This is a genomic window from Lacipirellula sp. (genome assembly GCF_965279485.1).
Lineage (GTDB): Bacteria > Planctomycetota > Planctomycetia > Pirellulales > Lacipirellulaceae > Lacipirellula.
In genome coordinates, this window is record NZ_CBDIIC010000002.1 from 2977072 (window position 1) to 2990508 (window position 13437).

At 65.6% G+C, this 13437-nt stretch carries 12 protein-coding genes; 6 read left to right on the forward strand and 6 right to left on the reverse strand.

Annotation, left to right across the window (positions count from 1 at the left end; all coding sequences use genetic code 11):
- Positions 1-2: 2 nt before the first annotated feature.
- From ACQY7R_RS19585 to ACQY7R_RS19600, 4 genes are all read left to right on the forward strand, one after another.
- Positions 3-743 (forward strand): DUF2071 domain-containing protein, encoded by a 741-nt coding sequence (locus ACQY7R_RS19585; RefSeq protein ID WP_428307237.1) that lies wholly within the window; start codon positions 3-5, stop codon positions 741-743.
- A 100-nt stretch (positions 744-843) separates the two neighbouring features.
- Positions 844-1305 carry a DUF6717 family protein gene (locus tag ACQY7R_RS19590; RefSeq protein ID WP_428307238.1) on the forward strand — a complete coding sequence of 154 codons (462 nt, stop codon included), beginning with the start codon at positions 844-846 and terminating at the stop codon, positions 1303-1305.
- A 51-nt stretch (positions 1306-1356) separates the two neighbouring features.
- Complete coding sequence (locus ACQY7R_RS19595; protein ID WP_428307239.1) at positions 1357-2295, forward strand: lactate/malate family dehydrogenase; 939 nt, start codon at positions 1357-1359, stop codon at positions 2293-2295.
- Between the two features lie 140 nt (positions 2296-2435).
- Entirely contained in the window at positions 2436-3998 is a 1563-nt protein-coding gene (locus ACQY7R_RS19600) for a right-handed parallel beta-helix repeat-containing protein (protein ID WP_428307240.1), read from the forward strand.
- A gap of 311 nt (positions 3999-4309) precedes the next feature.
- Here ACQY7R_RS19600 and ACQY7R_RS19605 read toward each other — a convergent pair whose 3' ends face one another.
- Positions 4310-4825 (reverse strand): TPR end-of-group domain-containing protein, encoded by a 516-nt coding sequence (locus tag ACQY7R_RS19605; RefSeq protein ID WP_428307241.1) that lies wholly within the window; start codon positions 4823-4825, stop codon positions 4310-4312.
- Positions 4826-5458: 633 nt separating this feature from the next.
- Between ACQY7R_RS19605 and ACQY7R_RS19610 the strand changes: the two genes are divergently transcribed.
- The gene (locus tag ACQY7R_RS19610; protein WP_428307242.1) at positions 5459-5806 is read left to right on the forward strand and encodes a hypothetical protein; all 348 of its coding nucleotides are present in this window, start codon (positions 5459-5461) and stop codon (positions 5804-5806) included.
- A 226-nt stretch (positions 5807-6032) separates the two neighbouring features.
- Positions 6033-8606 carry a hypothetical protein gene (locus ACQY7R_RS19615; RefSeq protein WP_428307243.1) on the forward strand — a complete coding sequence of 858 codons (2574 nt, stop codon included), beginning with the start codon at positions 6033-6035 and terminating at the stop codon, positions 8604-8606.
- Between the two features lie 157 nt (positions 8607-8763).
- Here the strand turns inward: ACQY7R_RS19615 and ACQY7R_RS19620 are convergent, their stop codons facing one another.
- From ACQY7R_RS19620 to ACQY7R_RS19640, 5 genes are all read right to left on the reverse strand, one after another.
- Complete coding sequence (locus tag ACQY7R_RS19620; protein ID WP_428307244.1) at positions 8764-9474, reverse strand: 3-keto-disaccharide hydrolase; 711 nt, start codon at positions 9472-9474, stop codon at positions 8764-8766.
- A 139-nt stretch (positions 9475-9613) separates the two neighbouring features.
- Positions 9614-10753, reverse strand: a complete 1140-nt coding sequence (locus tag ACQY7R_RS19625) for an SGNH/GDSL hydrolase family protein (protein WP_428307245.1) — start codon at positions 10751-10753, stop codon at positions 9614-9616.
- 24 nt (positions 10754-10777) lie between these two features.
- Positions 10778-11503, reverse strand: coding sequence for a 3-keto-disaccharide hydrolase (locus tag ACQY7R_RS19630; protein WP_428307246.1), 726 nt, complete (start codon positions 11501-11503; stop codon positions 10778-10780).
- Between the two features lie 98 nt (positions 11504-11601).
- A complete protein-coding gene (locus ACQY7R_RS19635) occupies positions 11602-12774 on the reverse strand; it encodes an SGNH/GDSL hydrolase family protein (protein WP_428307247.1) in 1173 nt (390 codons plus the stop codon).
- 299 nt (positions 12775-13073) lie between these two features.
- Positions 13074-13352 carry a hypothetical protein gene (locus ACQY7R_RS19640; RefSeq protein WP_428307248.1) on the reverse strand — a complete coding sequence of 93 codons (279 nt, stop codon included), beginning with the start codon at positions 13350-13352 and terminating at the stop codon, positions 13074-13076.
- Positions 13353-13437 lie beyond the last annotated feature (85 nt).

Below are 13437 nucleotides of genomic sequence, written 5' to 3' on the forward strand. Positions count from 1 at the left end.
CGATGCTTAACCTACCTGCCATCCGCGGCGTCATCGATCGCCGCATCCTCGCCAACTTTCGCGTCGATCCCGACGTGCTCGCCGCCACGCTCCCCGCGCCGTTTCGTCCGCAGCTCGTGAACGGCTACGGCGTCGCCGGCATCTGCCTCATCCGCTTGAAGTCGGTGCGACCACGTGGCATGCCGGCGTGGCTCGGCGTAGGCTCCGAAAACGCCGCCCATCGCGTCGCCGTTGAGTGGAACGATGGCGACGCCGTTCGCACCGGCGTCTACATCCGCCGTCGCGATACCAACTCGCGCTTCAACGCCCTCGTCGGCGGCCGACTCTTCCCCGGCGTGCACCATCACGCCCGCTTCGCCGTGCAAGAAACGCCCGACGAGTTGTCGTTCGACATGCAGAGCGATGACGGCGTCACCGCCATCCAAGTCCGCGGCTACACGGGCGACGCCTGGCCCGCGAACTCGCTCTTCCCCACCGCAGACGCCGCCTCGCAATTCTTCGCCGCCGGATCGCTCGGCTACTCGAACGCACGCACGCCGAACGTCTATCAAGGACTGGAGCTCCGCTGCCACTCCTGGACCGCGACGCCGCTCGCCATCGAAGCGATCAGTTCCAGCTACTTCGACAATCGCACAATCTTCCCGGATGGCTCAATCGAATTCGACAACGCCCTCCTCATGCGCAGCATCGACCACGAATGGCACAGCCACGCCGAACTCTGTTGTTCCTTACTTAAGAAATAGATATCCATTTGTTTCGCCGGAAGCATATGATGAGCGCAGCTGCGCGGGTGAACCTGCCGGAATTTCTCCCTCTCTTCACTGCTTCCCGACGGACAAGTCCATGGTCCAGCCCACAACGAAACGCCGCGTCATCGGCGCCGCCTTCCTGGTCGTCCTCGTCGCCACGGCGCTCGCTTGGCGAGCCGGCGCCCTCCCCGTCGGCGGCGCCCGTCCTCCGCAAAACTCGATCCTCGTCATCGCCCCCTACATGTACGAAGGAACGTGGGTCTTCGACGACAGCCGCTTCGGCCTCGTCCGCGAGCCGTTCGTCGGCGGCGTGCCGGAAATGATCGACCACCTCGTCGCCGACATCCCGAACGCGAAGGATGGCTTCCGCCTCACGTTCTCCGCCCAGCCCTTCCCCGAGTACGAAAGGAAACTCACCTGGACGCGCGGCGACGCCGTCGGCAACTATTACAAGCTCGACGAACCGCCGATGGAGGGTTGGATTTGCCCCGCCCTCTTCAAGTACTATGACAAGCCGCCGGCGGAGATTTACGTGAAGGCCGACGCGAAAGAGTAAGCGCGGGCTAGGCTCGCGTCGCTGGATGGACCCTATCGCAAGGAAAGCGAAATGAGCAAAGTTGGAATCGTCGGCGTCGGCATGGTCGGACGCGCCGCTGCCTCGGCTATGGTCTCGCGCGGCTCCTGCCGCGAGTTGGTCCTCGTCGACGTTCGCCGCGAAGTCGCCGAAGCGGTCGCGCTCGACCTCCGCTACGGCATCCCCACCGGACCGCCGCTCTCGATTCGCAGCGGCACGAACGCCGATCTTAAAGACGCCGACCTCGTCGCGATCACCGCCGGCGCCAACGAGAAATCGGGCGGCGCCACCGACAAGAGCGACGCACAAGGCCGGCTCCGCCTGCTCGGCGTCAACGCCGGCATCTTCCAAGCGATCGTCCCCGAGGTTGTCGCCGTCGCACCGAAAGCAGTACTGCTCGTGGTCGCCGATCCGCCCGATCCGCTCGCCGACCTCACTCGCACGCTTGCCCGTCACGACCGCGTCGTCAGCACCGGCACGTTTCTCGATAGCCTCCGCTTCGCCACCCATCTCGCGCAGGTGCTCGGCGTGAACCCGGCATCGGTCAGCGCCCAAGTCTTCGGCGAGCATGGCATGAGCGAAGTCCTCGTCTGGTCGGCGGCCACCATCGGCGGCGTGCCGCTCGCCGACGTGCTGCAGCAACGCAAACTCGACGCGACGACGTTCCGCAGCGAAGTCGAGTCGGCCGTCCGCAGCGCGAACATCAACATCATCGCCGGCATCGGTGCGAGCCAGTATGGCATCGGCGCCGTCACGGCCCGGCTGACCGAAGCGATCCTCCGCGACGAACGGATCGTCGCCGTAGTCGGCTCGCACCAAGCGGCGGACGGCGTCACCTATTCGCTGCCGAGCGTCATCGGCGCCGGCGGCGTGCAGAGCGTGCTCGCGCCGAAATTGGAATCTGCAGAGCGCGAAGCCCTCAACCGCAGCATCGCAACATTGCAGAAAGCGGTCGCCACGCTACCGAAGTAACGCTTTCGGCGCCGCCACCGCGCGCGGCGCTAGCACCACGTTTTACTCCCCTTCCCCGCCCGCTCGTGTACAATCACACGCTCAGGGGCCAACGTCGCGACGGACACCCGCGACGCTAACGGAACGGAAGGAGACGCGGCATGCGACGAGGTCGTTGGCTCGAGGTCTGTTGGTACGGAACCCTCGCGGCGCTGGCGGCGGCCAGCCAAATTCAACTCGCCCGCGGCGCCGAGTTCTTCGTCGCCCCCGGCGGCAACAATTCTGCGTCCGGCGCGAGCGGCGCTCCCTGGGCCACGCTGCAGTACGCTGCCGACCGCGTCGGCCCCGGCGATCGCGTCACGGTTCGCGCCGGCAACTACAAAGGCTTTTATCTCGATACGAGCGGCACCGCCGCGAGCCCCATCGAGTTCCTCGCCGAGCCGGGCGTCCTCATCAACACGCCCACCAGCGGCGCCGGCAATCAAGACGGCATCAATCTCGAACTCGCCTCGCACATCATCATCGACGGCTTCAGCGTCACCGGCATGCCCCGCGCGGGCATCCGCAGCGTCGGCCTCGACGACGACATGGCCGAGTTCGTCACCATCCGCAACGTCCACGCCTACAACAACGGCCGCTGGGGCATCTTCACCGGCCATGTGAACGACCTGCTCATCGAGAACAACGAAACGAGCGGCTCCATTTTGGAGCATGGCATCTACGTTTCGAACAGCGGCGATCGCCCCGTGATTCGCAACAACGTCACCTGGGGCAACCATGGCGCCGGCATTCATATGAACGGCGACGCCAGCCTCGGCGGCGACGGGCTGATCACGGGCGCCCTCGTCAGCGGCAACCGCGTCTACGGCAACGCCGCGAGCATTAACGGCGGCGCCCTCGGCGGCGGCAGCGGCATCAACATGGACGGCGTCCAAGATTCCCGCGTCGAGAACAACTTGCTCTACGACAACCACGCCAGCGGCATCTCGCTCTTCATGGGCGACGGCGCCGAAGGCTCCAGCGGCAACGTCGTCGTCAACAACACGATCAACCAGCCCTCCAACGGCCGCTGGGCGATCAACATTCAAGACGGCTCCACCAACAACACGCTGCTGAACAACATCATCCTCTCGCAACATGCGTCGCGCGGCGCCATCGACGTCTCGGCCAACAGCCTGCCAGGGATGGTGAGCGACTACAACGCGGTCATTTCGCGATTCACCACGAACGGCGGCGGCTCGAATATCACGCTCGCCCAGTGGCAAGCGGCGACCGGCCAAGACGCCCACTCGTTCACGGCGACGGCGGCGCAACTATTCGAAAACTGGACCGCCGGCGACTACCGCCTCCGCAGCGGCTCGCCCGCGCTCAACAAAGGAACCGCGACGGAAGCCCCCGCGGTCGACATCGTCGGCACGCCCCGCCCTGCCGGGGCCATCGACATCGGCGCCTACGAAACGGCCACGGCGCCAATCCTCTCGGCCGACTTCACTGGCGACGGCTTCGTCGACGCCGCTGACTTAGCGGCATGGCGATCGGCCTTCGGCACAAACGCCAACGGCGACGCCAACAACGACAACCGCACCGACGGCGCCGATTTTCTTATCTGGCAGCGCGAGTACACAGGCAGTGCGCCCATCGCGTCAGCGGTCCCTGAGCCAACATCAGCCGCCGCGGCGTGCGTTGCATTAGTTGCGATCATCTTGAAGCGTCGCCCCAAATAAAAATATACCTTGAGGTCCCCTCCCCTTGAGGGGAGCAACGAGCACGGTCGCCAGTGGCGATTGAGCGCAGGCGGTGGTCCGTGCGGAGCACTGGGTTAGGGAGGGGTGATTGAAGCGGGTACAAGCGCCCCCCCTCCCCCAGCCCTCCCCTCGAGGGGGAGGGGGCCGGAAAATACGAGAATGCTGTTTGCGACAGCGGTAACGTCGCAAAGACTCCTAGCCCCGGGCTCTGCCCGGGGTCGGCCAAAACGCCGATCGGCTAAATCGCGCGTAATGCCACCCCCGAGCGGAGCCCGGGGCCAGAAATGCGATTAGCCAACCGCAGTCGTCAGTGCCTGAAACAGCGGATCCATGCGAATTGGATCAAAATCAGGCTCGTCGCAAACCAGATCGCGGAAGTTGCCGTCAATCTCCAGCGCGTGAGCCAAGCACTGCAGCGCGCGACGGCGATTGTGAGCGAGGCTCCAATAGCACGCCAGGTTGTAGTGCAGCACCGCCTCGCTCGGATCGACGGCGATGGCGTGTTCGAGGGCGCCAATCGCGTCTTCCAATTGGCCAGTCCGCTTCAGGCACCAGCCGAGCGCCATCGCCACGTGAATATCGTCAGGAATCAGTTCCAGGCAACGACGCAGCGGGAAGATCGCATCGCGATACCGTTGCAGCTCGCGCAGCGTCTCGCCCATCAGGTAGCAGCCGCGGGCGTCGCCGTGGACATGCTGCCCCCACCGTTGCAGCGACGCCAGAGCACGCTCCGGCATTCCCAGTTCGAGGTACCCCTCGGCTTCGGTGCAGGCCCGGCGCAGGTGCGAAATCGCTTCCGTGGTCATAGCGGCGTTATGGCTAAAGCGGAGCATGAGAGGCGCCAGGGCTTGCGGTGTCGGGAACGAATCGAGAGGTTCCGAAGGCTCGATTCAATCCAGGTAGAATGCAAACCGTGGGCCGAAATCGCTGACAAGTCGGGCGGCGAAAGATAAGGTTCGTTTCACGCGCCGAACGATGAGCTGCCTAATCTTACACGCTGCCGTGCGCGCGGCTTTGGCGCGACGACGGATTGTGTTGTAACTCTCATTCCCACAAGCAGAAACGCTCGGAAAATCGAGTTCTCCGAAGTTACGGGACTCGCCGCAGGCGCAAACTCTGCCGCCAGCACGCGACCGGCAACTCGACATGCCGACGCCCGCGCGGCGTCTGCCAAAGGTGGTAAACCGCCAGCCCGTCGGGCCAGGAAATGTGCCGCTTTGGCGGGCGGCGACTGCACGGATCGCGTTCATTTTTCACCACGCAGCCCACCGGCGACGTTGCCCCGCCGCCACGCCAGGGCGCGGGATTCCGTGGGGCGAAACTCCCCGGCGCCGCGCGATTTCCCGAGGATTTCGCACCCGCCATTTTCGGCCGACGCCACGCCACGCGTCGGCACGCCCGTTGCCCTCAGGAAAACATCGCAAGACGAGGAACCCGCCATGAAACGCAGCCTGCTCACGATTCTGATTGTCGCCGCCATCAGTGGTTGGATCAGCGCCGGCGAACGTGCGGCCGGCCGATCGCCCGGCGGCGATTGGGTCCGCACCAGCGACGGCTGGGAATCGCGGTTCGTCGTCGAACCGCACGAAGCGACGGCGTTGCCAACGATTCACCCCGGCGTCATCGCGGGGCTGCAACTCGGCGCTTCGCTTTTCTTCCTGCTCGCCTTCCCGTCGCAGTTCCGCGAGCTCGCCATCAGCCGCGCCACCGCGTACTTTACCGAACGCCGCCGTGGCGGCGACCGCCGGCAAGGCGCCGACCGCCGGATTGCCGCTGCGGCAGGCTGATCCCCTAGCCCCGGGCTCCGCCCGGGGGTCGCTCCCCATGCCAGTTAGCGTTGCCCCGCGCAACGCCACCCCCGGGCAGAGCCCGGGGCTATTTCGCACAAAATCTCCCCGCCGGAGATTTTCTTGTACGAACCCTCGCCCACGGCGCCACTAACAAAGTAGCCGCGGGTCAACGACCCGCCGGAGCGCCCACGAAAAAAGCATCCCTCAGCCCCACGGCCGACCCATGCGTCTCACCCTCCGCACCCTCCTCGCCTACATGGACGACGTCCTCGATCCTGCCGATCAGGAGGATCTCGGCCGAAAGATCGAGCAAAGCCCCTTCGCCACCGAGCTGATCCACCGCTCGCGCGACGCGGTCCGGCGGCTGCGACTCTCGGCGCCTGAAATCCTCTCGGCCGAGACGGGCGACCTTCACGGCGACGCCGGCGCGCTCGACGCGAACACCACCTCCGAATATCTCGACAGCACCCTCCCGCCCGACGCGGTCGCCGAGTTCGAGCGGAGTTGCCTCGAAGCAGGCAACAACGCCGACATGCTGCTCGCCGAAGCCGCGTCGTGCCATCACATCCTGACAATGGTGCTCGGCGAGCCAGCCGAAGTCGACGCCGATCTGCGGCAGCGGCTCTATGCCCTCGCGCAATCGCCGGCAGCAGCTCAACAAGTCCGCGTTGAGCCAGCCCACGCCACGCCCGCCAACGCGTCGGTCACGCCGACGCTCGCCGAGGCGCCGATTGCGCCGGCCCCCACGACAACGCCGGCGCCAACGACAACAGCGCGCAACTCGCAAGTCGATCCCGACGAAGCGGGCGTCCCCGACTACATGCTCGCCGCCGCACGGCAACGGCGGCGCACGCGCCGCGCCTTGGCGGCGACGCTCGGCGCCTTCGTCCTCGGCGGCATTGCGGCCTTGGCGTTCTACATCCGCCACGAGAACAACAAGCCGGTGGAAACGCCTGGCGACGTCGCCGCGATCGGCAAGATCGACGACGTGGTCGCAGCCGTCGACGTCGGCAATCTCGAAACGCCCGCTGCGTCGAGCAGCACCGCCGACGCCGGCGCTACCGCTCCTGCCGCGAGCGACACCGCCGACAGCGAAGCTCCGGCCTTCACGCCAAGCGCGCCAACGCTGCCGCCTGTCGTCGAGACGCCCGCTGCCGCACCGGCAACCGCCGGCACGCTCGAGACGCCGCCGCTCGAACTCCCCGCACCCGGCGCTGAAATGGCCGGCGCGATCGCCGCCGAAACCGAAGCGGCCGCAGCGGCTGCTCCCGCAGCAACGCCCCCGACAGCCGCCGCCGCCACTGAAGTCCCCGACGCCAGCGAAATGACGCTTGGCCCCGCGGCCGATCAACCCGCCGCACCCGCTGTCGACGCCACCGCTGCGGCGGAAACGCCTGCCGCCCCCGCCGATGCTGCCGCGGTCGCCGCTACGGAAGCGCCGGCCGTTCCCGCGCCGCCGGTCGCTACCGACGCGGTGGTACCCACTCCCGGCGCCGCCGAAACGCCCGCCGCGGAAACTCCCGGCCCCGTGATGGTCGCCGACGCCAGCGCCTCCTCGATCCCCGCCGCCGACGCCGCTGCCACGAACGCCGATCCATTCCCGCCCGGCGCCGACGAAAAGGAAACCGACACGCCCGAAGTCAAACCGATCGGCGCCTACCTCGGCAACAACGACGTGCTGTTGAAGCTCGATCCCAAAGAGAACGTCTGGAATCGCGTCGCCCCGCGCACGCCGCTCCTGCCCGGCGAGACGCTGCTGGCGCTCCCCACCTTCCGCACCCACGTCGTCCTCGCCGACGCGAACGTGTATCTCAGCGGCGGCGCCGAAGTGGAGCTGCTGCCCCCCGGCGCCGGCTCGGGCGCCAGCGCCGCCGAGTTTGGCCTGCGCATCCCCTATGGCCAGGTCGTGCTCAACTCGGGCCTCAACGGCAACCGCATCGAACTTTCGCTGCTCGACGTCGAGCGCCTCGCTCAGCTCGGCCCGTCGTCGAGCCTCGCCATCGAAGTCCGCCGCGTCTTCGTTCCCGGCCCGCTCGCCAACCGCGCCCCCGCGCCGGTCGAAGCGTCGTGGTACCTCACGAGCGGTTCGATCGAGTGGAACGGCGAGAAGATCGAAGCCCCAGCCACTTGGACGACGGTCGCCGGCACAGACACCGCCGCCGTTGCCATCGACAATCTGCCGGAGTGGGTCGACCGCGAAGTGATTGCCGACAGCGAACGCCGCGCTCGCGATGAAGTCGCCAAGGCGCTCGTCGCCGGCGAGCCGGTGAACGTGCACTTGCTCGAATTGAGCGATCCCGCCGATCGCGGTCGCCGTACCGAAGTCCGCGCCCTCGCCGCTCGTTGCGGCGCGTACGTCGGCTTGTACGACGCGCTCGTGAACGCCCTCAACGACACCAACCAACGTTCGTCGTGGCGTTCGCAAGTCGACTCGCTGCGGCAAGCGATCGCCCGCGATCCCTCGGCCGCCGTCGGCATCGGCGACGCCTTCGCCCTTGAACGGGGCCAAGAGGCCGCCGACGACCTCATGGAAATGCTCTCCGGCTTCGACGCCAGCGCGGTCGGCAAGACGCGCGAAGAGGTGAAAAACGGCGCCCTCAATCGCATCGTCCGCTGGATGGACGACGACGACCTCACCTACCGCGTGCTCGCCTCCTACAACTGGGACGAGATCACCGGCAAGCGGCTCTTCGGCAACTACCGGCCGGAGCAAAACGCGTCGCAACGCAAACGGGCGCTGCGCCACCATGTGGAACGCCTCGAAAAAGGCGAACTCGCCGCCGGCGAAGCAAAGTAACCCTAGCCCCGGGCTCCGCCCGGGGGTCGGTAACCATTCCGTTCGATATCGCCGCGCGCTTTGTCACACGACAAGGTTTATGAAGTTGAGGTCCCCTCCCCTTGAGGGGGAGGGAGCCAGAACTCATTAAGCTGAGAGCCCGGGGCTGGCCGCGCCGTTACTTCTTCGCCGCTTCCTTACTGAGATCCTTCAGCTTCACCGACCGGTACTGCACCTTCATATCCGGCCCAGCGTGAACCTGCAGCGCGAGCAAGCCCTTCGCTTCGGCGTTCTTCGGATCGTCGTCGGTAATGTCGGCGGTCACTTCGCCGTTGATCTTGTGGATCAGCCGATTGCCGACCGCCTTCACTTCGATCGTCGTCCACTCGGTGAGATCGATCGGCTTGAGTTCCTCCTGCTTCGGGTCGAGCGGCTGCACATCCTTCTTCTCGCCCGGCAGCAGCGTCACCTTCTGCCCGCGCTCGGCGGCAATGCCGCGGCCACCCTCGTCGTACAACATGCCGGTGTAGTGCGGATCGGCGTGAATGTCGGCCTGATAGCCGATCACCCCGTAAGGCCCGCCGTTCGGCTTCGGCTGAGCGCGATACTGCACGCCCGAGTTGTTGTTCCCTTCAAGCCGAAACTCGGCGATCACTTCAAAGTCGCCCACGTCGCCGCCATCCCAAATGGCGAACGTATTCGCCTTAAGCTTATCCTTTCCCTCCGCCGGCGACTTGCCGGTGAGCAGCCCGTCCTCGACCGACCAGACTTTTTCATCGCCTTTCCAGCCAGTGAGATCTTTGCCGTTAAAGAGCTCAACGAACTCCTCCTCAGCCTGCAGCGGCGCGGCAACGACCAATAGCGACAGCGCAATCAATGAACGCAACATCGAGAACCTCCCTCGTAAGTTTTATTGACCCGTACTCCTAGCCCCGGGCTCCGCCCGGGGGTCGGCAACCATTCCGCATGACGTGGCCCAAACGCAACGCCACCCCCGGGCGGAGCCCGGGGCTACTATCAAATCCCAACTACTTCGTCGGCATCCCCAGCGCCTCGCGCAACTGCGGCTCCAACTGATCCGCCAGCATCACAAACCCCACATCCGTCGGATGCACCCCGTCGACCGTCGCGTCGCCGCCGTCGACCGACCAATCGGTCGCCGCAACGAGCCCAATCTGTTTGTCCCCCGCCGCGACGCGATCGGCGTGAATCCCCGCCAATAGCTCGCTCGACCGCATCACCTTCTCGTACGGCGACGCCTTCAGCGGAATCGTCGGATAGATCGGATTCTGCACGAGCAAGATCGGCGTCTCGGGATGACTCTTGCGGAAAATCTCGATGAACCCCGGCATCCGTTCGGCGAGTAGCTCGGGCGATAAGTTCGGCAGCGAATCGATCACCAGCACCGCCGGATCGAGCTCCGCGATCAGCGTCGCGACTTCCGGCTCCGTCTTGCCGTTGCCCGAGAAGCCCAAGTTGACGATCTCGCGACCGAGCCGCCGCCCAAGAATCGCCGGATACGCCATCCCCGGCCGCGACGCACTGCAGCCCTGCGTGATCGACGTCCCGTAAATCACCACCGGCTTTTCATTCTGCGGCGGATCGATGAACTTCAGCGACGCCCCAGCGGGCACGCCGACCTCGACGCTGCTCACGCCGTTGTAAAGCGGTAAGTAAAGTCGATACCGCACCGCCTCGCCGTCGCGTCCCCGCGGCGCCGAAACATCGACTTGGTTATCCGGAAAGGCCGCCGGCTTCCCCGTCTCGAGGTAATGCCACCCCGCCTCGTCCTGCACATAAACGTCGAGGCCGCTCACTCCCGTCCCCGTCATGTGGGCAAACGACAGCTCCGGCGTGTTCAGCTTCCACCGCACGGTGAACTTCGCGGCATTGGTCTCGAAGTCGACGCTCAACCCCGACGAATCGCGCGAAAGCGTCCACACCTCGGGCCGCACAATCTTCTCAGCCTTGGCCGGAAATCGATCGAACGGCGCCTTCACGTCGCTCCACGCTTGCCCGCCGACGTTCGCCGTCGCCACGTTGTGCCACGTCATTTCCGGCGCCTTCGCCGCGGCCTCTTCCGCGACCGCGACACTCGCTGGCATGAGCGCAAGCGACAGCACCAACGCCGCCAGCCGCCCCGTTGCCCTGCACAGTCCGCTCTCCATTCTCTCTGCTCGCTTCACCATCGCTTACGGCAACTCCCGAATACGAATGTTCTTAAACTCCACCGGCGCCCCTTCCGATTCGAGGCACAAGTACCCAGTCCGCGGATCCGCGTCGTTGCCGCCCGACACCTCCTCGCCGTTCACCCACAGGCGAATCTCGCCATTGATCGCTCGCACATAGTAATGATTCCACTCGCCGACGCCGCGACTCAGTTCCTTCTTCGGAAAGCTGCGACTGCCATCAGCAGAGAGCGGCGGGAAAGGTTTTAACTTGGCTTTGCCCACGGGAAACACGTCGCCGTGGCAGGTGAACCAGTCGGCCTTCTTGCCGTGCTGCTTTTCGTAGTTCACCGCATACCCGAGATCGAGCACCTGCACCTCGATCCCCCCCGGCGGCAACTTCCCTGCCGGCAGATCCTTCAGCGCCTCTTCGCTCGTCCACACGAACATCCCCGAGTTGCCGCCAGCCTGCAGATGCTTCCACTCGGCGACGAGTTCGAAGTTCGTAAACTTCTGCTTCGACCGAATGACGCCCACCGGCTCGCCCGTGCAATGGGCGACGCCATCTTTCCACGTCCAGGTGTCGTCGTGGCAATTGACGTTCGTAAAGTCGGCCTCGCCGAGCGGGCGGAATCCCTCGGCCGAGCCATCAACAAGCGCCGCCTTCACCGGCTCCGCGGCGCGAGCGAATGGAAACGCCAGAGAAAGCGCCGCGAACAAAAACGCCGAAAGCTGAATCGAGCGAAGCATGGCGGCAGGAATCCGTCGGGGTGAGGTGACATCAAGGCGCCGAACAGCGTCGCCCATTATCACACGCCGCGCAAGAGAAAACGAGGCGCCTACGCCCCTCACTTCACGCCACGCGCAGGCTCCTCGCCCGTCGCCTTCGCCACCGCCACCGCAATGAGCGCCGCCAACCGCCCCTGCCCCTCGAGCGTCGGATGCACGCCATCGGCCGCCAACTGCGTGGCCCCCTGCCCCGCCCGAAACAACGGCGCCAGCGCCGCCGTCTCGACCACATGCACCCGCTCGTCGCCCGCCGCGCGCCGCTCGGCGACCGCATCGCGAATCTCCTGATCATGCACGCCCAGCGGCGGGATCACGCAAAAAATTTGCGACGTCGGACAAGCCCCGCGCACGTCGCGCAACCACGCGGCATACGTCTCGGAAATGTTCTTCTCAAAATCGTTCGTCCCCATCGCGCAGAAAATATAGTCGGGCTGCGGATCGAGCCGCCCCCCCGTCAGCCGACTCGCCTCGCTATCGAACCGACTCCAAGTCTCCGGCAGCGGCGGCAACTCCAACCCGCGCACCATCCCCTGCCCGCCCGAACCGAGCTGCCCATACTCGCAATCGAGCGCCATCGCCACGATCGGAAACCACGCGGTCCGCGCACTATTCACTCCCAGCGATTGCCACGAAGTGAACAGCCCGTCGACGCCGACCCCTTCGGTAATCGAATCGCCAAACCCAATCGCCCGCTTCGGCCGCGCCGCCGTCGGCAGCAATTCCCCGCCGAGATCAAGCTCCAACCCCGCGATCCGCAGCCGCGTCTTCGGAAACGTCCACCGCTGAGCGGTGAGATCGGCCGCGCGAAACACCACCTCGACGCGATGCGGCCGACTCGCATCGAGCCCCTCCGCCAGCGGCAACACGTAGCGTGCATCATGCTTCGTAAGCGGCACAATCTTGAACGGCTGCTCGTCAACGGAGTACTCGATCACCGGCATCGAATCCGCCGGACACCCCGCGTTGCCGCTCCCGTCGACGACCAAGCCAATCGCCGAGGTCTTGCCAACCGTCGCCCGCAAGTAAGCGCCCGGCATCGCCGCTTCGATCACCGGCGCCGCCTCCGTGCCGGTGAGCGTCTTCCAAACATACGGCGAGCGCAAGATCGCATCGCTGAGCGGCGACGCCGTCGTCCGCGCGTTCGCCTCCTGCCCCGCCGCCCGATTCGCCTGCACTGAAACGACCGCCGCAACGCACGCCAGCACGGCATGCGCAACCATCCGCTGATTCATCAATCACCTGCGAGTTAGCCGCCCGGGCCACGGCCAACGCACGAAGCGAAACCGCCGAGCCGAAAAGAATTCAGAAAAGCCGCGCGAACGCGCTCAGCCCGCGATTATCGACGCCAGCCCGACCGGTTGCAACACGCCCCGCCGCAGACAAACGCCACCGACATGACAAGATCGCAACCCGCTGCGGGCGCGTCACGTCGCCTCGCCTCGCCTGAAACGAACGCCAACGGCGTTCTACATCAAAGCCCAGGGTCGCCGCACATTCATTGCCGCCACAACCCTGAAGGGGTTGCACAACCCTAACGCGACAGCGCACGACGACGGCTCGAACGATGACTCCGCCAAAGCACCATCCCGCAAAGCCCCACCGCAAATATCAACAAGAGCGGCACGGCCAAGAGCAACGTGCACTCCAGCGGAGAAGCGGCCGTCGGCCCAATAACAATCCGCCCATTCCACACGCCAAACGTCGCCATCCCGCCCGCACTGGACGATTCAATCTCAATAAAACCGTAAAACCCTTCGCCCGCCGTGAAGGTGAAAGTCGTATTCGGTGCTGGTTGGGCCACAATCGCCATCGCGGCATTCTAGCTGCGGACGCAAGCATCCCCAACGCAGACTTCCCAACTCGCGTCGCCGCTTGCACGAGAACGCCAACGGCGT

Coding starts and splice junctions, on each gene's coding strand:
- ACQY7R_RS19595 (WP_428307239.1), top strand. CDS start 1,357: ATGAGCAAAGTTGGAATCGTCGGCGTCGGCATGGTCGGACGCGCCGCT.
- ACQY7R_RS19600 (WP_428307240.1), top strand. CDS start 2,436: ATGCGACGAGGTCGTTGGCTCGAGGTCTGTTGGTACGGAACCCTCGCG.
- ACQY7R_RS19630 (WP_428307246.1), bottom strand. CDS start 11,503: ATGCTTCGCTCGATTCAGCTTTCGGCGTTTTTGTTCGCGGCGCTTTCT.
- ACQY7R_RS19625 (WP_428307245.1), bottom strand. CDS start 10,753: ATGGAGAGCGGACTGTGCAGGGCAACGGGGCGGCTGGCGGCGTTGGTG.
- ACQY7R_RS19635 (WP_428307247.1), bottom strand. CDS start 12,774: ATGAATCAGCGGATGGTTGCGCATGCCGTGCTGGCGTGCGTTGCGGCG.
- ACQY7R_RS19605 (WP_428307241.1), bottom strand. CDS start 4,825: ATGACCACGGAAGCGATTTCGCACCTGCGCCGGGCCTGCACCGAAGCC.
- ACQY7R_RS19590 (WP_428307238.1), top strand. CDS start 844: ATGGTCCAGCCCACAACGAAACGCCGCGTCATCGGCGCCGCCTTCCTG.
- ACQY7R_RS19610 (WP_428307242.1), top strand. CDS start 5,459: ATGAAACGCAGCCTGCTCACGATTCTGATTGTCGCCGCCATCAGTGGT.
- ACQY7R_RS19615 (WP_428307243.1), top strand. CDS start 6,033: ATGCGTCTCACCCTCCGCACCCTCCTCGCCTACATGGACGACGTCCTC.
- ACQY7R_RS19585 (WP_428307237.1), top strand. CDS start 3: ATGCTTAACCTACCTGCCATCCGCGGCGTCATCGATCGCCGCATCCTC.
- ACQY7R_RS19640 (WP_428307248.1), bottom strand. CDS start 13,352: ATGGCGATTGTGGCCCAACCAGCACCGAATACGACTTTCACCTTCACG.
- ACQY7R_RS19620 (WP_428307244.1), bottom strand. CDS start 9,474: ATGTTGCGTTCATTGATTGCGCTGTCGCTATTGGTCGTTGCCGCGCCG.